The sequence below is a fragment of the Nodosilinea sp. AN01ver1 genome (genome assembly GCF_050565655.1).
Taxonomy (GTDB): Bacteria; Cyanobacteriota; Cyanobacteriia; order Phormidesmidales; family Phormidesmidaceae; genus Nodosilinea.
Map to the genome: position 1 here is coordinate 55,349 of NZ_JBNXVS010000023.1, position 17,266 is coordinate 72,614.

General features: G+C 58.0%; 20 protein-coding genes and 1 pseudogene. 11 read left to right on the top strand and 10 right to left on the bottom strand.

All coding sequences use genetic code 11. The features are described 5' to 3' along the window. Positions 1-170: 170 nt before the first annotated feature. Complete coding sequence (locus ACQ4N7_RS17705) at positions 171-689, top strand: hypothetical protein (protein ID WP_430712822.1); 519 nt, start codon at positions 171-173, stop codon at positions 687-689. A 10-nt stretch (positions 690-699) separates the two neighbouring features. Here the strand turns inward: ACQ4N7_RS17705 and ACQ4N7_RS17710 are convergent, their stop codons facing one another. After that, positions 700-1,533 (bottom strand): hypothetical protein, encoded by an 834-nt coding sequence (locus tag ACQ4N7_RS17710; protein ID WP_430712823.1) that lies wholly within the window; start codon positions 1,531-1,533, stop codon positions 700-702. 320 nt (positions 1,534-1,853) lie between these two features. Here ACQ4N7_RS17710 and ACQ4N7_RS17715 point away from each other — a divergent pair, with 320 nt between their 5' ends. Further along, complete coding sequence (locus tag ACQ4N7_RS17715; protein WP_430712824.1) at positions 1,854-2,519, top strand: HAD family hydrolase; 666 nt, start codon at positions 1,854-1,856, stop codon at positions 2,517-2,519. A 14-nt stretch (positions 2,520-2,533) separates the two neighbouring features. On the opposite strand, the gene ACQ4N7_RS17720 is transcribed toward ACQ4N7_RS17715, so the two are convergent. Beyond that, positions 2,534-3,469: an RluA family pseudouridine synthase gene (locus ACQ4N7_RS17720; protein ID WP_430712853.1), complete on the bottom strand. Its 936-nt coding sequence runs from the start codon at positions 3,467-3,469 to the stop codon at positions 2,534-2,536. A 69-nt stretch (positions 3,470-3,538) separates the two neighbouring features. On the opposite strand from ACQ4N7_RS17720, the gene ACQ4N7_RS17725 reads away from it, so the two are divergent. Both ACQ4N7_RS17725 and ACQ4N7_RS17730 read left to right on the top strand, forming a co-directional pair. Next, positions 3,539-4,009, top strand: a complete 471-nt coding sequence (locus ACQ4N7_RS17725; RefSeq protein WP_430712825.1) for a VOC family protein — start codon at positions 3,539-3,541, stop codon at positions 4,007-4,009. A 245-nt stretch (positions 4,010-4,254) separates the two neighbouring features. Then, on the top strand, positions 4,255-4,470 hold the full coding sequence (locus ACQ4N7_RS17730; protein ID WP_430712826.1) for a hypothetical protein: 216 nt from the start codon (positions 4,255-4,257) through the stop codon (positions 4,468-4,470). A gap of 295 nt (positions 4,471-4,765) precedes the next feature. On the opposite strand, the gene dxs is transcribed toward ACQ4N7_RS17730, so the two are convergent. Next, positions 4,766-6,673 (bottom strand): 1-deoxy-D-xylulose-5-phosphate synthase, encoded by a 1,908-nt coding sequence (dxs, locus tag ACQ4N7_RS17735; RefSeq protein ID WP_430712827.1) that lies wholly within the window; start codon positions 6,671-6,673, stop codon positions 4,766-4,768. A gap of 217 nt (positions 6,674-6,890) precedes the next feature. Here dxs and ACQ4N7_RS17740 point away from each other — a divergent pair, with 217 nt between their 5' ends. Further along, entirely contained in the window at positions 6,891-7,415 is a 525-nt protein-coding gene (locus tag ACQ4N7_RS17740; protein ID WP_430712828.1) for a hypothetical protein, read from the top strand. On the opposite strand, the gene ACQ4N7_RS17745 is transcribed toward ACQ4N7_RS17740, so the two are convergent. Continuing rightward, entirely contained in the window at positions 7,412-8,188 is a 777-nt protein-coding gene (locus ACQ4N7_RS17745; protein WP_430712829.1) for a DUF362 domain-containing protein, read from the bottom strand. The genes ACQ4N7_RS17740 and ACQ4N7_RS17745 overlap by 4 nt on opposite strands. Before the next feature lie 385 nt (positions 8,189-8,573). On the opposite strand from ACQ4N7_RS17745, the gene rpsN reads away from it, so the two are divergent. Continuing rightward, positions 8,574-8,876 (top strand): 30S ribosomal protein S14, encoded by a 303-nt coding sequence (gene rpsN / locus ACQ4N7_RS17750; protein WP_430712830.1) that lies wholly within the window; start codon positions 8,574-8,576, stop codon positions 8,874-8,876. A gap of 105 nt (positions 8,877-8,981) precedes the next feature. Here the strand turns inward: rpsN and ACQ4N7_RS17755 are convergent, their stop codons facing one another. After that, entirely contained in the window at positions 8,982-9,557 is a 576-nt protein-coding gene (locus ACQ4N7_RS17755; protein ID WP_430712831.1) for a Uma2 family endonuclease, read from the bottom strand. A 102-nt stretch (positions 9,558-9,659) separates the two neighbouring features. Then, positions 9,660-9,986 (bottom strand): annotated as a pseudogene (locus tag ACQ4N7_RS17760) (hypothetical protein); the annotation flags it as partial. A 185-nt stretch (positions 9,987-10,171) separates the two neighbouring features. Here ACQ4N7_RS17760 and aat point away from each other — a divergent pair. Beyond that, complete coding sequence (gene aat, locus ACQ4N7_RS17765; protein ID WP_430712832.1) at positions 10,172-10,759, top strand: leucyl/phenylalanyl-tRNA--protein transferase; 588 nt, start codon at positions 10,172-10,174, stop codon at positions 10,757-10,759. 37 nt (positions 10,760-10,796) lie between these two features. Here the strand turns inward: aat and ACQ4N7_RS17770 are convergent, their stop codons facing one another. Continuing rightward, the gene (locus tag ACQ4N7_RS17770; RefSeq protein ID WP_430712833.1) at positions 10,797-11,054 is read right to left on the bottom strand and encodes a hypothetical protein; all 258 of its coding nucleotides are present in this window, start codon (positions 11,052-11,054) and stop codon (positions 10,797-10,799) included. Positions 11,055-11,172: 118 nt separating this feature from the next. Further along, positions 11,173-11,580, bottom strand: a complete 408-nt coding sequence (locus ACQ4N7_RS17775) for a hypothetical protein (protein WP_430712834.1) — start codon at positions 11,578-11,580, stop codon at positions 11,173-11,175. A 333-nt stretch (positions 11,581-11,913) separates the two neighbouring features. Here ACQ4N7_RS17775 and ACQ4N7_RS17780 point away from each other — a divergent pair, with 333 nt between their 5' ends. From ACQ4N7_RS17780 to ACQ4N7_RS17795, 4 genes are all read left to right on the top strand, one after another. Then, positions 11,914-12,153, top strand: coding sequence for a hypothetical protein (locus ACQ4N7_RS17780; protein ID WP_430712835.1), 240 nt, complete (start codon positions 11,914-11,916; stop codon positions 12,151-12,153). Positions 12,154-12,298: 145 nt separating this feature from the next. Next, positions 12,299-13,489, top strand: a complete 1,191-nt coding sequence (locus ACQ4N7_RS17785) for an acyl-CoA dehydrogenase family protein (protein WP_430712836.1) — start codon at positions 12,299-12,301, stop codon at positions 13,487-13,489. Between the two features lie 135 nt (positions 13,490-13,624). Continuing rightward, positions 13,625-14,221: a TetR/AcrR family transcriptional regulator gene (locus ACQ4N7_RS17790; RefSeq protein WP_430712837.1), complete on the top strand. Its 597-nt coding sequence runs from the start codon at positions 13,625-13,627 to the stop codon at positions 14,219-14,221. Next, complete coding sequence (locus ACQ4N7_RS17795) at positions 14,221-15,066, top strand: alpha/beta fold hydrolase (protein ID WP_430712838.1); 846 nt, start codon at positions 14,221-14,223, stop codon at positions 15,064-15,066. The genes ACQ4N7_RS17790 and ACQ4N7_RS17795 overlap by 1 nt, the downstream gene beginning before the upstream one ends. A gap of 284 nt (positions 15,067-15,350) precedes the next feature. Here the strand turns inward: ACQ4N7_RS17795 and ACQ4N7_RS17800 are convergent, their stop codons facing one another. Both ACQ4N7_RS17800 and ACQ4N7_RS17805 read right to left on the bottom strand, forming a co-directional pair. Continuing rightward, the gene (locus ACQ4N7_RS17800) at positions 15,351-16,328 is read right to left on the bottom strand and encodes a homocysteine S-methyltransferase family protein (protein ID WP_430712839.1); all 978 of its coding nucleotides are present in this window, start codon (positions 16,326-16,328) and stop codon (positions 15,351-15,353) included. 110 nt (positions 16,329-16,438) lie between these two features. Beyond that, positions 16,439-17,092, bottom strand: coding sequence for a GNAT family N-acetyltransferase (locus ACQ4N7_RS17805; RefSeq protein ID WP_430712840.1), 654 nt, complete (start codon positions 17,090-17,092; stop codon positions 16,439-16,441). Positions 17,093-17,266: the final 174 nt, after the last annotated feature.

Consider the following 17,266-nt stretch of genomic DNA (forward strand, 5'->3'; position numbering starts at 1 on the left):
AGCGGGGAGAGCGATCGCGGCTTACCCCTGGGCTTAGCTGTATCGATTAAACTTTAGGAGGCTGTATCAGATCGCCTCCTAAGCTGAGTCAGATGTGGCTGAGTTCTGTTAGGGGCTATCTGGTCAGCACCGTACCCAAAATAGCTAGCCAATTGGGTTGAGGATTGCCTATGGGCAGCAGCAAGATAGCGTCAGGTAAGCAAAAAACGCAGCGGCTGCTCGGTCTCGACGGGGCCGATAGCTACGATTGCCCTGTCTGTCGGCACGGGCAGATACAGCCTATGGCCCTTATGGATGCCTACGCCTGTAGCTTTTGCCGCCATATTTTCGACGTCAACCTGGACCAGCAGACGGTGCATGTCGTCGATAGCGTGCAGCCCATGGGGTGGCGCTGGCAGGGATGGCGCTGGCAGCCGCTCTACCAAAGCCGTAGCGATATTACCCTCACTCTGTGGGTAGTAGGTCTGGCTCTGGTGATTTTTCCCGCCGGAATTGTAGCGCTGGGGGGGTACGTGTTTCCTCCGCTAGAAGAGAGCGCGGGCATCAACTGGTCTTTGGCCTGGGCCATCGGCACCCTGGTCGCCCACGGCACGATGGTGGGCTGGCTGGTGGCTGAGCACTACCAGTTTCCATTTTATGTTATGACCAAAATTCGCCTGCAAAGGCTAATGGAGCGGCTGCCGGGCTAGGGTGCCGCAGTTAGGGGCGGCTGCCGGTTTGGCAATCGGTAGCAGAAAACCAGATCAGGGGCACATCGGTGTCGCTGCGCCAGCGCACCCAGCCTTCTGCTGTGCTAGAACCCGGCAGTGGGGTACAGCCCTGAGCGGGTTGGGTAACGCGCACCCGCAGCCAGTCGCCGTCGAGATCTAGGGGTTGAATAATGCTGTTTGGCCCCACCAGCGCCTGGAGCGGAGCGGTGCCCGTGGGGGCGAGCCGCATCGGCTGCGATAGCCCAGGCCGTCGAAACTGAATGCGAGCTGCATTTTTCATCGAAGCTTCCCAGGTTTCTATAGCGAGGGGCACATTGCCGAGCGCTAAATGGGAGGTGTGGGCCCAGGCTGTTCCAGCTGGCGTGTACTGAAAACGAAACCAGCCGTCGGGGCGAACTTCGAGCACTGGAAAGGTGTAGAGCTGCTGATCGGTTTGCACCATTGAAAAAGCTGCATCGCGACCAATGGCCAGGGGATCTGCGCCGTTGGGAATCAGCCAGCCGTTGATTAACCAGCCCCAGGGCTCGCTTTCGGGGGTCGGATAGATGGGTAGGGCTACTCCGCGCAGCCATTCAGCACCCAGTAGCGGAGCATTAGGGCCAGTCGGGCGCAGGAGGCCCAGGCCGATGTCGTCATTGGGGGCAGGGCTGAGGCTGATAATGCCAGCTTCGTCTGGGTCAATGGCAGCTGGAACGGGGTCTGGCAGGGGGGGGATGGCTGGGGAAGAAGGGTCTTGTTTGTCTCTGGGGGTTAGGGCGGGGAGGGCTGCTATGCCCGGTGCATTTGAGCTAAGACGAGGGGCGGCGGGTCCTGACAGAGCCATTGCTGAAGATTGAACCGGAACGACCAACGTCGCTAATAACCCACCTGCGCCACCGATAGTTGCTAAACGTCTAAAAAGCCGATGCAGGGGGGAGGGAAGGGAAGTAAGCTTAAGCATGACAACGGGTGGGGCAATATCAACATTCTGGAACCGGTACGGCTGCGATCGCGGTTTGGATGTAGTTGGGTCAGGCGTATGGCCCAACCGCGTTTGGAAACCGTGCTGTGGTCAATCTATCCTCTGAGGTCTGTACCTGGTGTAGCTTTTGTTTCTCTGACCAGCGCTTAAACTCTATTGTGCCTGATGCGACACCCCCACCGATGAAATACGCTGTGATTGCCACCGATTACGACGGGACTCTGGCCACCCAGGGCACTGTCGATGGGGCCACTCTGGCGGCCTTGAAGCGCTACCGGCAGGCGGGAGGGCGACTGCTGCTGGTAACCGGGAGACAGCTCGATGAGCTGTTGCAGGTGTTTCCTCACGAGCACCTGTTTGAGGGTATTGTGGCCGAGAATGGCGCAGTCTTTTACCAACCCGCCCAGGACACGACGCGGCTGCTGGCTGAACCTTTATCGTCGATATTGATTGACACCTTGATGGCCCAGGGCGTAGGCCCCATCAGCCAGGGGCAGATCGTGGTGGCCACCTGGGAACCCCACGGTGAAACGGTGGAGCGCACCGTGCAGGAGTTGGGCCTAGCGGCGACGGTAATTCGCAATAAAAAAGCGGTGATGGTGCTGCCCCAGGGGATCAACAAGGCGAGCGGGCTGGCGGTGGCTCTGGCAGAGTTGGGCCTGGGGCCAGAGCAGGCGGTGGGCGTTGGCGATGCCGAGAACGATCGCAGTCTGCTAGCGGCCTGCGGCCTGGGGGTAGCCGTTGCTAACGCGGTGCCCGAGCTGAAAACTTTGGCCGACCGGGTAATGGCTGGCGATCGCGGCGCGGGCGTGCAAGAGCTGGTTGACTGGCTGCTGACGGAGTCGTAACCCTTACCCAAAGGCTAGACAGTACGACTTCGCAGCACCGCCAGCAGTTTGAGAAAGTGGTCGGGCAGGGGGGCGATCGCCACCACCTGTTCCCCCGTCGCTGGATGCCGCAGCTCTAACCGCTCGGCGTGGAGAGCCTGTCCCGGCAGGTTTACCCCTACATCGCGGCCCGAGCCGTAGGTGGGGTCGCCGACAATGGGGTGGCCCATGTGGGTGCTGTGGACGCGGATCTGGTGGGTGCGCCCGGTTTCCAGGCGAAAGCGCAGCAGCGAGAAATTGCCCAGGCGCTCTTCAATCTGCCAGTGGGTGATGGCGGTGCGACCTTTTTCGAGCGGCACGACAGCATTCTTTTTGCGGTCGGCGGGGTGGCGACCCAGGGGTGCATCAATGGTGCCCGAGTCGGCTTTGGGGGCACCGTAGACCAAACCCAGGTATTCGCGCCGGGCGGTTTTGGCTTTCATTTGGGCCTGCAGGTCGCTGTGGGCCAGGTCGGTTTTGGCCACCACGATCGCCCCGGTCGTGTCTTTATCGAGTCGGTGCACAATGCCGGGGCGCTGCACGCCGCCAATGCCTAACAGCTGGTCGCCGCAGTGGGCCAGCACCGCATTGACCAGGGTGCCGCTCATGTTGCCGGGGGCGGGGTGCACGACCAGGCCAGCGGGCTTGTTGAGAATGATCAGGTGCTCGTCTTCGTAGAGAATGTCGAGGGGAATAGCCTCTGGCGTCAGTTCCAGGGGGCGGGGCTCGGGGATGGTCAGGTGGATGCGATCGCCCGCCTGGACGGCTTCCTTTTTATTCGTACAGAGCTGTCCGTTGAGCTGCACGTACTCCCAGTCGATCAGCTTTTGTACGCGGTTGCGGGAAAGTTCCTTGACGTTGGCGGTGAGCCAGCGATCGAGCCGCTCCGGGTCGGGATGATCAACGGTGAGTTCGAGGGTTTGGTCTGCGATGGCCAGAAGTTGAGCGCGGTAGGTTTTCTATAATCACATCATAAGTCGCTCTCTTCTTGGACGATGCCCATGAGCACCAGCCCTGCACCATTAACTCAGGCCACCTTGCGACCCGGCCAGTTGCGCCGCATTCATCACCTGGCGCTGAACGTAAAGGATATGGATGCCTCGCGCCAGTTCTACGGTGGCCTGCTAGGGCTGCGAGAATTAACGGGGGATGAGGTGGACGACACGCTGAAGGAGCTGGTTGCCACGGGCAAAGTGGCTAACTTTGTACTGCCCGACGGGCTCATTCTCGATTTGTTTGGTGCCCCAGACCTGGAGCCGCCTGATCCTGACCCCGACAAATCTTTCACCCGCGCATACCACCTGGCCTTTGACATTGCGCCATCAGAGTTTGATGGCGCTTTGGCGGTGCTGAAAGCGAATCAGATCGCGATCGCTCACGGCCCCGTCACCCGTCCCACCGGGCGCGGCGTGTATTTCTACGACCCCGACGGCTTTATGGTCGAAATTCGCTGCGATCCGGTGGAGATATAGTCTTTGGCAACTAAGAAGTACTATCATCACTGGCTTTTAGCCTAAGTTCAGGCAGTAACCCCTTGGTAAAACCATCTCATCAATCCCCTTATAAGAGGAATTGCTGAGTCCCCATATGCCTCTCCCGATGGGGCATTGTGATAAACCTATCGAGGAGAGGGTTATCACAATACTTGCTTCTTGTCGTCCCCTAAAATTCGATCGTATGGAGGGATGATTGAGCGCCCTTCCAGAGTAAAACCGCTATGCAAATCAAAGACTTGACCCTAGATGAGTTTATGAACTTGATTCGCGAAACCGTGGAAGATGCCCTGCAAGATTTATTGCTGGATCCTGATGCTGGGAAGCCGCTGAAAGCTTCGTTTAAGCAACAACTTTTGACCCTGCAAGAAAAAAGGCGGATTGGAGAAACCCAAACACTGTCTTCCAGTGAAGCGTTGAAAGAGCTCGGGCTGAGCTAGCAATGGCGTACACCGTTGGGTAATTTACGAATGCGATCGCACCCTTCGCATTCTCACCATTGACCGAGTTGGACACCGCAGCGAAATCTATGACTGACGATGTCCCGCCATCGCTTACGCGCTGGCATCAATACCGAAGGGCAGTTGAGACTGGTGGGCAACGGCGGCCAGCTGGGCAGCTGGGGTGACATGCTCCTCAAAGGTGTGCGACCAGCATCTAGGAGTCAAAAGCCAGGAGCCAAATGCCGTTTTCCACGACTCCTGACTCCTGGCTTCTGCTATCTGAGAGGTGTCTTTACCGCACTAGGGCAGGCCTCTCCACCTGGTAGGTAGCCAGAATGCGATCGGCCATCTGGGGTGGCGTTAGCCCCAGGGTCGCCTTCGACTGATCGGGGGAGGCATGGTCGACCAGCACATCGGGCACGCCGATGCGCAGCACTGAGGCCTGCACCTGGGCATCCAAAATCGATTCGGCCACGGCGGAGCCAAAGCCGCCCATCAAGCAGCCTTCTTCCAGCGTCACCACTTTGCCGATCTGCTTGGCCAGGGGCAAAATCAGCGCCTCATCCAGGGGTTTGGCGAAGCGAGCGTTCACCACTGTGGCCTCTACACCGTGCTCGCTGAGAATCTCGGCGGTCTGCATGGCGGGGTACACCATCGAGCCGTAGCCCAACAGCAGCACGTCGTCGCCCTGGCGCAGCACCTCGGCCTCACCAATCGGTAGAGGCTCCCAGCCCTCTTCCATCAGGGGGGCACCGTAGCCGCTGCCACGGGGGTAGCGCATGGCGATCGCCCCATCGGTGTAGTTAATGCCAGTCACCAGCATGCGCTGAAGTTCGGCCTCGTCTTTGGGGGCCATCAGCACAATGTTGGGAATGCAGCGCAGGTAGGCGATGTCGTAGAGGCCCTGGTGAGTGGGCCCGTCGGCCCCGACAATACCCGCTCGGTCGAGGCAGAAGAACACCGGCAGCTTTTGAATGCAGACGTCGTGGACAATCTGGTCGAAGCCGCGCTGCAAGAACGTGGAGTAGATGGCGGCGACGGGACGCATACCCTCGCAGGCCAAACCGGCGGCCAGGGTAACGGCGTGCTGCTCGGCGATGCCGACGTCGATATACTGCTTGGGCAGGGCCTGTTGTAGCTTGTCTAGGCCGGTGCCGGTGGCCATAGCGGCGGTAATGCCGACAATTTTGGGGTTGTCTTCAGCTAATTTGATCAGGGTTTCGGCAAACACCTTGGAGTAGCTGGGCGGCTTGGGTTTGGTGGAGGGCAAACTCTTGCCGGTGGAGAGGTTAAAAGGTGACTGAGCGTGGTAGCCCACCTGATCTTTCTCGGCGATCGCATAGCCCTTGCCCTTGGTGGTGGCCACATGCACCAGCACCGGCCCGGTATGCTTGTGGGCCTCTTTAAAGGTGGTGATCAGCTCTTGCAGGTTGTGGCCATCGACTGGCCCCATGTAGGTAAAGCCCAGTTCTTCGAACACGGCCCCCACCTTGGGCACCGCCAGCCGCTTCATGCCCTCTTTCACCCGGTCTAGCTCGGGCGACAGCGACTCGCCGACAAAGGGCAGGTGCTTGAACTGCTCTTCCAGGTTGTCGGTGAGAAACTGCACCGGCGGGCTGAGGCGCATTTTGTTCAGGTAGCGCGGAATCGCCCCCACGTTGGGTGAGATTGACATTTCGTTGTCGTTGAGCACTACCAGCAGGTTGGTGTTGGGCAGGTGCCCGGCGTGGTTGATCGCTTCCAGCGCCATACCGCCGGTCAGCGCCCCATCACCGATGATGGCGGCCACCTTGTAGTTGTCGCCCGCCATGTCGCGGGCCAGGGCCATACCTAGGGCCGCCGAAATGCTGGTGGAGGCGTGGCCTGCGCCAAAGTGGTCAAACGTGCTCTCGCTGCGCTTCAGGTAGCCCGCCACCCCGTCTTTTTGGCGCAGAGTGTGGAAGTCGTGGTAGCGACCCGTGATCAGCTTGTGGGGGTAGGCCTGGTGACCCACATCCCAAGTCACTTTGTCGCGATCGAGGTCAAGGGTTTGATACAGAGCCAGGGTCAACTCCACTACCCCTAGCCCTGGGCCCAGGTGACCGCCGCTAGTCGCCACGGTTTCTAGGTGCTTTTCACGAATTTGACGGGCGACGTCTTCCAGCTGGCGAATCGATAGGCCGTGAAGTTGATTGGGGTGAGTTATGTCACTCAGGTGCATACTGCCTTAACCTCTGTGTCACGAAATTGAGTTTTTCCTGCTACTCTTCACTGTAGAAGATTCAACGACCAGAAACATTGAGGAGGGCGGCTATTGGTTTAAGCCAATGCTGCCTGAGCTAACTTTAGAGAGCTAATCCTCTGTAATCAATTGATCAACAGACTGTAACCGCTAATTACGCCCGTTAACCAACCGATATAACCTTTAACGTTCTGTTATGGTTTATTTTCTAGCTTCTGCTACCCGTCGCCAGTGCCTTGCAATACCGTTTGCCCTAGTCGCGGGGCTGGCCACGCCCATGGTGCTGCTCTCGGCCCCAAAGGCTTTTGCCAACGACTATGAGACCTGCGCCAGCGCCCTGATCGAGGCGGGCTTAGACGGCTCGGCGGCAGCGGGGGCCTGCGGTAAAGCCCTCGACCCGACCGACCTTTCCAGCTGCACCCTCGATGTCACTGGCTTTGGCGATATTGACGTCGAGCAGGCTTTAGTAGCTTGCCAGAGCGATCGCCGCCCCAAAGAGCTGGCCACCTGCGTCGGTGACATCCACCAGAGCCTAGAGGTCGCCAACTCTACCGCCGTGCTCAACGGCTGCCGTCGCAGCGTGCTGCCCCTGCGCTTTTCTGACTGTGTGGTGGGCGTGGCTACTGCCGCCGAACTGGCGGTGGTTGACTCGCTGCTGCAGTGCAGTGCCGCTGGCTATGTTCCCACCGATGTGGCCCCTACCTTCATCTTTGCTCGCTAGGGCTGGCGTTCCAGGGCGGTAACGTAGTTAGGGATCGCTTCCTGCCCCGCCTGACAGGCGGCGCGATCGACGGCGAGCAGGTTGTCGCCGTAAATTACCTGGCCAATGGGAACGCTGTCGCCGCGATCGGGCTGCCAGTCGCGGCTGACAAACTTTTGGGTGCAGTCCACTACGCCGCCCGCGAAGTACGGGCCTAGGGTGTAGTAGACATCCTGCAACACCAGCGGCACCGAGGGCCGATGCAGCTGCCCCCGAGAGCTAGCGCTGCGGGCTTTGTATTTGGCTCTGGGAAATAGGCCGTAGAGATTTTTAAGCGAGGCCGAAATCAGCGGCTCTCCTTTGAGTTGAGTTCGTTTGAAGGCGCTCACCGACAGACAGCAGTCTACCTCTTGCAACAGTTTGGGTGCCCACATGGTTTTGAACCGCACCGGGCTGGGGGAGCGGTTGGGGTACTCGGCTAGCTCTAGCTCATCGGCATTGAGCAGGTGAACGCGATCGCACAACAGCTCATGTACGCCCAACTTAGCCATGATGGTCTCAAACGCGACCTTAGAGCACACCCCTTCGACGATGAAGATCTCCGCCCTGGGGCTGTGGGTTTGCAAGCCTCGAATCACCTCTCCCAGCACCGCCAGGCTGACGGTGGCCGGTGGCCCCACGGGGTAGCCGAGATTGGGCTTGACCAGAATGCGGCGGGCCTGGTGGGTAGCAGCGGGCGGGGTGTACTGAAAGCGATCGCTGGGGGTTGTCACCACCGAACCTAGAGCGGGCATAGGGCTGCCTTTAAGGAAAAGAGCATTAGCTAATAAACTGCATCACAATAATACCGACCGCCCAGGCAAAGAAAATCCATGGAATTAAGCTAGCCATGGGGATACCTCCCAAAAATTCTTCTGACAATAAAAAATCTTCTGACTCTACTCTAGTGGGGTGGTGAGACCATTCCGAGGGCAGAAAACCGAACCGGCGGCGGCAGGCTTTTTCACGCTAGCTGTGGCGTTGTGCTTCGCCGCTGGCTGTTGGCTGAGCGAAGTCGAAGCCAACAGCCAACGGCACGGGCAGAAAAAACCACTGGGTGGGGTTTACTCTCCTGGCTCGCGTCGCGTATAGTAGTAGACTGTGTCTGTGATAAAAAGGTCTTACGGCTAGAGAAACCAAATGGCTAAGAAAAGCATGATTGCGCGGGAGCGCAAGCGGGAAAAGATGGTGGCAAAGTACGCCCAGAAGCGCGAGGCGCTGCTGGAAGAGTTTAGCAATGCCACTAACCAACAGGAAAAGGTGGCAGTTCACCGCAAGATTCAGCAGCTTCCCCGCAACAGCGCGCCAACTCGCCTGCACAATCGCTGCTGGATGACGGGTCGCCCTCGGGGCTACTACCGCGACTTTGGCCTCTGCCGCAACAAGCTGCGCGAGATGGCCCACCAGGGGCTACTGCCCGGCGTGGTTAAGTCGAGCTGGTAGATTTAGCTATCCGAGCTGACTCAAGGGTTTTGCCCTCAGCTCTATATTTTTCTATTTCAAAGGCTTGGGCATTGCTCAAGCCTTTTTGGTTTGAGTGCTCAGAATCTACTCCCAGATTGTTGCTAGCGTGAGCACAAAGCCCGGCAGCACGTCTTCACCTGAGAGCTGTTCTGGCTGGTTTAGGTACTCAGTAGGTCGTCCCAGGCGGTAAATTTCTACTCGCTTTTCTTGGGGGTCAATCAGCCACCCCAGCCGCACGCCGCAATCGCGATACTCGGCCATTTTGTGCTGTAGCGTGGCCAGCTTGTCCGTTGCCGAGCGCAGCTCAATCACGAAATCGGGAGCCAGGGGTAGAAATTTGGCTGGGTCTGGATTGATGGCCTCGATGCGCGATTTTTCGACCCAGGCCACGTCAGGCGAGCGATCGGCCCCGTTGGGCAGCGAGAACCCGGTGAAAGAGTCAAATACAATACCCGCCTGAGACTGGCGATTCCAAATATTCAAGTCGGTGGTTAGGTCTGCATTGCGCTTACCTGATTCCCAGCCCGTAGGTGGCATAAGGATCAAATCTCCCGTACTGCTGCGCTCCAGGCGGATGTCGTGATTAACTTTGCACAGCTCATAGAACTGCTCGCGGGTGAGCCGCACCACCGGGTCAAGGGTCAGGGTTAGAGAAGTCATAGGCCTGAGATAACGGCGTATCGTTACAGGTTAGTGGATATCGCCTTCTGTATCGTCGCCATCTGGGAGCCTGCCCACGCGGTTGGGTTCAAGGGTAGTAGAACGCCCGCAGCAGCGATCGATGCCCAGGCTGTCGAACAGCAGGTCGCCGACGGCATTGGCGACGGCAAACTCGCCGTAGAAGCTGTCTGAAAAATCGAAGGCCTGTAGCTCGGTCAAAATGGCCATCACCAGCGAGCCAACGTCGTTTTCGCCCTCCATGCGCTGGCGCACAAACACCTGGGCCGCTCGCTCAGCAATTTTCCGATTGGCTGGCTCTGGCAAATATTCTGCATTTAACCAGGTCAGCAGTGCCGACTTGAGCCATTGCCCCTCCTGTTGAGCATCCTCCGGGGGCGGCAGCATAATTGGGTCGAGGGGGTCAGTCATCGGTGCGGGGGGGAAGCAGCCTGAGAAAACCTTCTGTACACTCAATACTACCGCCTTAGTTTCTGGCCTTGGGCCGAAGGCGGCAGAGCGTAAAGAATCATCACTCACCGATCTGTACTCGACCATCCGTTGAGACTCTAGCCATTGAGAATCCATTCGCTGAGCCCCCATCCCTTGAAAATATCGTGACCTTTCTCAAGTACGACCTAGACGCCATTATTCGCGGTTACTCCCAGGGGTATTTCTTAATGGCCGACGGTGAGGGCGACGATCTGGGCTGGTATTCAAGCCGCCAGCGCACCCTGATTCCGCTGGACGATCGCTTTCGCTACCCCAAGTCGCTGCGGCGATCGCTCAACCAAAACCGCTTTCGGGTCGCCATCAACCAGGCTTTTGAAGACGTGGTCAGCGGCTGCGCCGATCGCGACACCACCTGGATCTCGAACGAACTCAGGCAGGTCTACAGCGAACTTTATCGGGCAGGCTGGGCCTACAGCTTTGAAACCTGGCAGGGAGACGAGCTAGCGGGCGGAATTTTGGGCCTGGTGATCGGTGGCGCGTTTATTGGCGAGTCGATGTTCTTTCGCATTTCTGAGGGCTCTAAGGTGGCGATGGTCAAGCTGGTCGAGCACCTGCGCCAGCGCCACTTTGCCCTGTTTGACGCCCAAATGATGAACCCGCATCTGGAGCGGTTTGGGGCCTATGTGATGGGCGATCGCGAGTACAAAAGCCTGCTCAAAGTAGCGCTCAAGCAAAACTGTAGCTTTTTGTGAGGTGCAGGCCAGGTTTTGGCTTGGGGTGCTCAGCGAGTTACTGTCGGTAGCGGTTTTCCAGCCATATCCGCACGTCATCTTCTGAATAAAAGGTAGCTTTTTGGTGGCTGGCGGGGTCGTAGACCTGCCAGGTTTTGCTGCCATCGCTGGCAGTTTCGCGAATTTTGGGCTGGTGCCCCTGGCTGAAAAAGGCGGTGAGCGTCAGCAAAATAGAGGTGGCGATCAGCTGCGGTCGCAACCGGAGGGCTGGCTGGCTGGCGGTTAAGTAAGTTTCGGTCGAGATGAAGGGATACATAGTGGCTCCTGAAGAGGTGGGAAGGAGAGCTGCGTTTGCTCTTGAGTCTTAAGGTAGAGAGCAGTCGAGAAGATGCCAGGAGAAAACCGGGGAGAAAGTCGAGATTTTTTTGCACAACTCAGGGATGGTGAACGGTAGATTTTCTGCCCGGAAAATAGAAATGCAGGGTTTGGCTGCGATCGCCCAGCCCAATCAGCTCATGCACCTGAAACGGCAGCGTCCAGGTCCACTGGCCAGCGGTCAGCACCCGCTCGGAGGCCACCACGAGCTGACCGCCGGAGGTGCGATATTTGCGCTCTAAAATGCAGCCCGACTGCACTCGCGTGAGGTTAAAAGAAACCTGGTGGCAGTGGGGCTTTGAGGTCTGGCGATCGCCCCAAATGATCGACAGCACCTCCCAAAAGCGGTTGTGCCAGATCGGGCGATAAACATAGCCGAAGGGATGCTCGATCAGCGGTGGTTGCGATCGCTGCTGACTTGCTTTAGCCGTAGCGTTTAGCCGAGGCAGACTGGGGGCAATAAACATGGTTGGCTCCTGGGGGTTCTAGCGGTGGGGATGCTCTGAACCTAGGCAGCAATAGGGAAAAACTGGAATCAAAACTGAGAAAAACTCGGGAACTTTGGTGGGATTGAGCGCAACTTCTCAAATTATTCTCAAAGTTTTCTCGATTCTCTCTCGGCTTATTCTCGTTTGGGCAATAGGGTTCGATGTAGTGAGGAAAGCTACCTCAAGGGTGCGATCGCCAGAGCATGTTCTGGAGCAGTATTGTTCTCGCAAAAATGTTTGCGATCGTCACCTTAAGGAGCAATCAAGCTAATTTGCACAACCCTTTCTGAACTCTATAAGGAGCCGAATACTATGAAACGCACTGCATTGTTTGTCTTGACTGCTGCGATCGCAGCCACTACCTTTTCACCCGCCTTTGCCGCCGCCTATTCTGCCTACGGATCGGGCGAAGTAACTACCGACAAAGTGGATTTCGACAAACTGCGCGACGAAAACCGCGACAAAGCAGATTTTGACAAACTGCGCGAAGCAAATCGCGACAAAGTAGATTTCGACAAACTGCGCGACGAAAACCGCGACAAGGCCAATTAAATTGCGCCCCATCCACAGCCGGGTAGAGCCACCCCGTCCCCTTGGTATAGCTATGCCAAGGGGGCGGCGGGGCTTACGTCTAGCTCTAACCCATACACCAATGCAATCTTCCCTCCCCCATATTCCCCAAAGGAGACCTACCCTAATGCAAGCAACACGTCCTTCTATTACCTTTACGGACTATCTCAGCTCGGCCACCCAGGTGGCCGAGCAGCTAGCTGCCGACGCCGTTACTCAAGACCGTGAAGCGGGTCTGCCCACCGCCGAGGTCGAGGCCCTGAAGCAGTCTGGGCTGCTGCTGCTGCCTATCCCTCGCCAGTACGGCGGCGCTGGGGCGACCTGGCCCCAGGTATATCAAGCGGTGCAGGCGTTGGCCAATGCCCAGGGGTCAGTGGGGCAGCTCTACGCCAACCACGTCTCCCTGGTGGTGGCGGCTGAAGCCATTGGTCGCCCCGGCCAGGCGGAGTACTACTACCGTCTCACCGCCCAGCACAATCTGTTTTGGGCCAACGCCCTCAACGGGCGAGACTCGCGGCTCAAAATAGCCCCGGCCCCCGAGGGCGGCTTTCGAGTCAACGGGGTGAAAAGCTTTGGCACCGGGCTGGCGGTGGCCGACCTCAGCATTATTGGCGCAATGCCCCCCGAAGGCGACATCCCCCTGGTGTTTGTGCTGCCCAAAAATCGCCCCGGCTGGGCCTATAACCACGACTGGGACAACATGGGCCAGCGCCGCACCGCCAGCGGTAGCTACCAGTTTGACAACGTAGTGGTGAATGATGATGAGCTGATCGGGCCGCCGCCCGTGCCCGAAAGCGCCTTTCCAACGCTGATTTTTTTGGTGGCGCAGATGGGCAAGGTGTTTACCTACCTGGGCATCGCCGAGGGTGCTCTCAAGGCCGCCCGCAGTTATACCAAGAGCGAAAGCCGCCCCTGGATGTTTTCAGGGGTTGAGTCGGCAAGCCAGGATCCGTACATTCTGCATCGGTATGGCGAAGCGTGGGCGCAGCTGCAAGCAGCGATCGCCCTGGCCGATCAGGCCGCCGAGCAAATTCAAATGGGCTGGCAGAAAAAGACGGCCCTAACCTTTGCCGAACGGGGCGAAATCGCCGTCACCGTTGCCGCCGCCAAGGCCGTGGCGATCACCGCCGGGCTGGCCATCACTAACCAGATCTTTGATGGTATGGGGGCCAGAGCTACCGCCAGCCGCCACGGCTTTGACCGCTACTGGCGCGACCTGCGCACCTTTACCCTGCACGACCCGGTGGCCTACAAGTTTCGCGATGTGGGCAACTACGTGCTCAATGGGGAATACCCAGCTCCGAGCCAGTATACCTAGACCTCTGGTTCGCCTGGAGCGCGATCGGGTGGCCTATCTGCGGATAGTCCACCCTTTTTGTTATTGGGAACAGACTTGACAAAGCTAATGCTATTCGCTTTTAGTAAATGGTGTTAGCTAATTGTCGAGGTTGTTGTGGGGCGTCCAGTCAAAGCAAAATCTCTGACCCAGCGGAATGTGATTGAAGCTGCGATCGCCTGCGTAGAGGCGGAGGGAGAGGCCGCCCTGGGAGTTAATCGCGTCGCGCGTGAGTTGGGTATTACGCCGCCCTCAATTTATAAGCATGTCGAGCATGGCGCGGCTCTGCGGCGGCTGGTGGCGCTGGAAATTTGGCGGCGGTTTTTGGCGCTGTGCTGTCAACCGATTGAGGGCATGGACGATTCGTCAGAACTGTTGAGAACAGTGGCCCACATCGCTCGACATTTTGCGCGATCGCACCCCGCCCTCTATGCCGTGATGACAGCTCTGCCCCTACAGCCCAGCGACCCCGACTGTGCCCCAATCGTCGAAGTTATCTTGACCTTCTATCAACGGGTGCTTCAGCCCTACAACTTAACTCGCCAAGAAACCATCCATGCCGTACGCATGTTAAATGCTGCATTTTATGGTTTCGTGGCCACAGAACAGGCCGGTTTGCTCACCCTAGATGCATCTACTGAGGAAAGCTATGACGTAATTCTAAATGCCTTGATCAACGCTATTCAATACATTCGACAACCAGCAGGTGAATGATGACCCTTGCTATGCCAGAAGATAAATATATTCAAGTTGATGGCATCAATACGCGCTACTGGGCTTTGGGTGAAATAGGTTCACCTGTGGTATTAATTCACGGGCAGGGTGGAGCCGTGGATTACTGGTACAAAAATGTTTTTGTCCTGGCGCAGCACCATCAGGTCTATGCCCTAGACTGGGTGGGTTCAGGCAAGACTGACAAGCCTGAAAAAACCTACACGGTCGATGATATCAGCCAGTTTATCCTTCACTTTGTAGAGGCTATGGGCCTATCAAAGGCGTCTTTAATTGCAGGATCTATTGGTGGTGCCATTGCCCTAAAAATCGCCCTAGCTGCGCCTGAGCGGATAGATAAGCTGGTTCTAATCGGAGCGGGCGGGCTGGGTCAGGAGGTCGCCCTGCCAGCAAGATTAACCTCCCTGCCACTGGTTGGAGAAGTGCTGAACCACCCCAGTCCTAGGGCCGCAAAATTTATGGTGCAGCAGTGTATTTATGATCCAGAGCCTTACCTGCATGACAAAGCTTTTATGGATCTGGTACTGCGGAATATGTCATCAGATATTTTGCAGTTTCAAACGCGCACTTTTCGCACTATGGGCAATGTCTTTGGCATAAAGCCAGACTTCTGGCGCTCTATTTGCGATCGCCTGGCCGAAATTCAGTCGCCTACATTAGTAATTTGGGGCCAGCAGGATCGGGCTTTTCCGGTTAGCCATGGGGAGCGGGCGGCGATCGCAATACCCAATGCCAAACTACAGGTGTTTGACTCATGTGGGCATTTGCCCTACCTCGAACATGCCGATGCGTTTAATCGTTTAGTAATTGAGTTTTTAGCCCATTGACATCGGCTACTAGGGGTGACATAGTGCAATGCCTCTATGCCAAATCTGTCCTAACCAGTGGACATTCGTAATATAGCGGTGGCCAGTTCGCTTAGGACATCGCTAACCGTCAATGGCGAAAACTCGGGCGGCGAACTGGCGTATAGCCATCGCTTCAGAAACTCTAGAATGTCCTAACCGTCCTGGCGATGGCTATAGATATTGAATTCTGACTTAAAGCAAAAACGCCCTCAGCACTCTCCTGAGGGCGTTTATCGCATTGAGTTGTCTCGGCAGAAATCACCCTAGAAAGTCAGGGTGGGCTGCGACAGGTGCGCCCAGGCCAGGGGCAGACAGGCCTGACAGATGGCCTCAATGTGGCGCTCGTCGGTGCCGCAGCAGCCTCCCATCACGTTGAGGTGGGTTAGCTTGGCCTTGAGGGCGCGGTACTGCTGGCCCAGTTCGGCGGGGTTGCCCGCGTCGAGTTCGGTGGCTTCGTCCAGCTCGGCGTGGCTTTTAGTAGAGGCATTGGCCCGCAGGCCGCGAATGCGCTCTAGCCAGGGGGCGTTGGCGGGCAGGGCCTCGGCAAAGTGGGTGGGGTGGGCGCAGTTGATCATGTAGTAGGCGGGGGCACGCTCCGTGGCGGCATCCACCTGCTCAATGGCTTTGCCCAGGGGTTGCCCGGTGGGCAAATGACCATCGGTTTCTACCGTGAAGGAAATCACCACGGGTATGCCGACGGCGCGGGCGGCCAAGGCAATGCCCTGGGCTTCTTCGACATAGTTCATGGTTATAGCGCTGACCAGGTCGGCCCCGGCCTCGCGCAGGCTATCGATCTGGGGTCGATGGTAGGCGGCGGCTTCCTCAGCGGTCATGGCGGCAGCGGGCACGTAGCCGTCGCCCCGTGGCCCCAGGCAGCCGCTGACGACGATGGGGGTCTGCGGGGTGGCGTGGGCCTGGCGCAGGTCTTGCAGCAGGGCGATCGCCTGCCGATTGATCTCGACCAAATCGGCGCTGGAGTAGCCCAGTTTGGCGGCCCAGTCGGGGTTGGCCCGCCAGGTAACGCTCTCTAGCACCAGGCCCACCTGGTAGGTTTGGGCGATCGCAATGTAGCTGCGAAAGTAGCGCTCTAGCGCCTGGTAGCCCGCCGCATTTGACAGCAGCGTAAAAGAAGCAAAGAGCGGCAGGTCAAACCCGTCGCGGAAAATGAGGGTGGTTTCGACGCCGCCGTCGGCGAGGAAGAGGCGATCGGAGAGTTGGGGGAGGGTGGGGGTGGGTGACATGAGAGAGCCTTTGATGGGTGGATGAGTGGATGAGTAGGCGCGTGGATGAGTAGGCGAGTGGATGGGTGGGTGGCGAAGCCTGTCCGAAGGAATTAGGGGAGGGGGAAAGGCTATTGGGGGGGCCGGAGCATGGGGAATAGGGGGGGTGAGGTACCGGCCTCGATGGTGCCTAGCAGCTCGAAGCCGTGGCGCTGGTAGAAGGGGATGTTGTCGGGCTTGGAAGATTCGACGTAGACGGGTAGCCGATCGCGGTCGCACCGCGCCAAAATCTCACCCATCAAAGCTGAGCCGTAGCCTTTGCGCTGGTGCATGGGTTCTATCGCCAGCAGCGAGAGATACCAGTGGGGCTGGTGGATGTGGTAGTGGTCCATTTGCTCTAGCACCGCAAACAGGTCGCCCAGCAGGGCTTCAGATACACTGTGCTGAAACAGCTCGATCAGGGCTTCTGCGTCAACCTCTACCCCCGGCGGCAGCCAGAAGGCAGCTCCGGCGTGGCCACTGGCAGCGTAGACGGTTTGTTGCTCAAAGGCTCGGCCCCCAAAGGCTTGAACGAACGCGGGAAAGTGAGTGAGGTACTGGTGGGAGTCGGGGTACATCCACCGCATGATGGGGTCGTCGGCAAAGGCTAGCACCAGGGCGGCAGTGAGTTGTTTCTGGTCGGCCTGGGTGGCCAGGCGAACGGCATTTGGCTTGGGCAGGGGCGATCGCTGGAGGGCCGAGGGCACCAGCGGCGAACTCGGCACTGTGGTTGTGGATAGTGGCATCAACGTAGGTTCCTTAGGACCATCGGTAAAGGCGGCCTGGCGCGGTTGCTCAGCCCTGAGGAAACAGCTTGGGGAATTGTTCGTGCTGGGGCTGTGGGCTGCTCTTGAGTCTCAAGGTAGAGAGCAGTCGGGAAGATGCCGGGAGGCAACTGAGAGAAAATCGGGAAGTTTTGG

Bases quoted from the DNA above. Each gene is read 5' to 3' on its own strand.
- ACQ4N7_RS17740 (WP_430712828.1), top strand. From the start codon at position 6,891: ATGGTTTATTTTCTAGCTTCTGCTACCCGTCGCCAGTGCCTTGCAATA.
- dxs (WP_430712827.1), bottom strand. From the start codon at position 6,673: ATGCACCTGAGTGACATAACTCACCCCAATCAACTTCACGGCCTATCG.
- ACQ4N7_RS17800 (WP_430712839.1), bottom strand. From the start codon at position 16,328: ATGTCACCCACCCCCACCCTCCCCCAACTCTCCGATCGCCTCTTCCTC.
- ACQ4N7_RS17710 (WP_430712823.1), bottom strand. From the start codon at position 1,533: ATGGCTCTGTCAGGACCCGCCGCCCCTCGTCTTAGCTCAAATGCACCG.
- ACQ4N7_RS17745 (WP_430712829.1), bottom strand. From the start codon at position 8,188: ATGCCCGCTCTAGGTTCGGTGGTGACAACCCCCAGCGATCGCTTTCAG.
- ACQ4N7_RS17780 (WP_430712835.1), top strand. From the start codon at position 11,914: ATGAAACGCACTGCATTGTTTGTCTTGACTGCTGCGATCGCAGCCACT.
- ACQ4N7_RS17705 (WP_430712822.1), top strand. From the start codon at position 171: ATGGGCAGCAGCAAGATAGCGTCAGGTAAGCAAAAAACGCAGCGGCTG.
- ACQ4N7_RS17795 (WP_430712838.1), top strand. From the start codon at position 14,221: ATGACCCTTGCTATGCCAGAAGATAAATATATTCAAGTTGATGGCATC.
- ACQ4N7_RS17785 (WP_430712836.1), top strand. From the start codon at position 12,299: ATGCAAGCAACACGTCCTTCTATTACCTTTACGGACTATCTCAGCTCG.
- ACQ4N7_RS17730 (WP_430712826.1), top strand. From the start codon at position 4,255: ATGCAAATCAAAGACTTGACCCTAGATGAGTTTATGAACTTGATTCGC.
- ACQ4N7_RS17805 (WP_430712840.1), bottom strand. From the start codon at position 17,092: ATGCCACTATCCACAACCACAGTGCCGAGTTCGCCGCTGGTGCCCTCG.
- ACQ4N7_RS17715 (WP_430712824.1), top strand. From the start codon at position 1,854: ATGAAATACGCTGTGATTGCCACCGATTACGACGGGACTCTGGCCACC.
- ACQ4N7_RS17775 (WP_430712834.1), bottom strand. From the start codon at position 11,580: ATGTTTATTGCCCCCAGTCTGCCTCGGCTAAACGCTACGGCTAAAGCA.
- ACQ4N7_RS17770 (WP_430712833.1), bottom strand. From the start codon at position 11,054: ATGTATCCCTTCATCTCGACCGAAACTTACTTAACCGCCAGCCAGCCA.
- rpsN (WP_430712830.1), top strand. From the start codon at position 8,574: ATGGCTAAGAAAAGCATGATTGCGCGGGAGCGCAAGCGGGAAAAGATG.
- ACQ4N7_RS17725 (WP_430712825.1), top strand. From the start codon at position 3,539: ATGAGCACCAGCCCTGCACCATTAACTCAGGCCACCTTGCGACCCGGC.
- ACQ4N7_RS17755 (WP_430712831.1), bottom strand. From the start codon at position 9,557: ATGACTTCTCTAACCCTGACCCTTGACCCGGTGGTGCGGCTCACCCGC.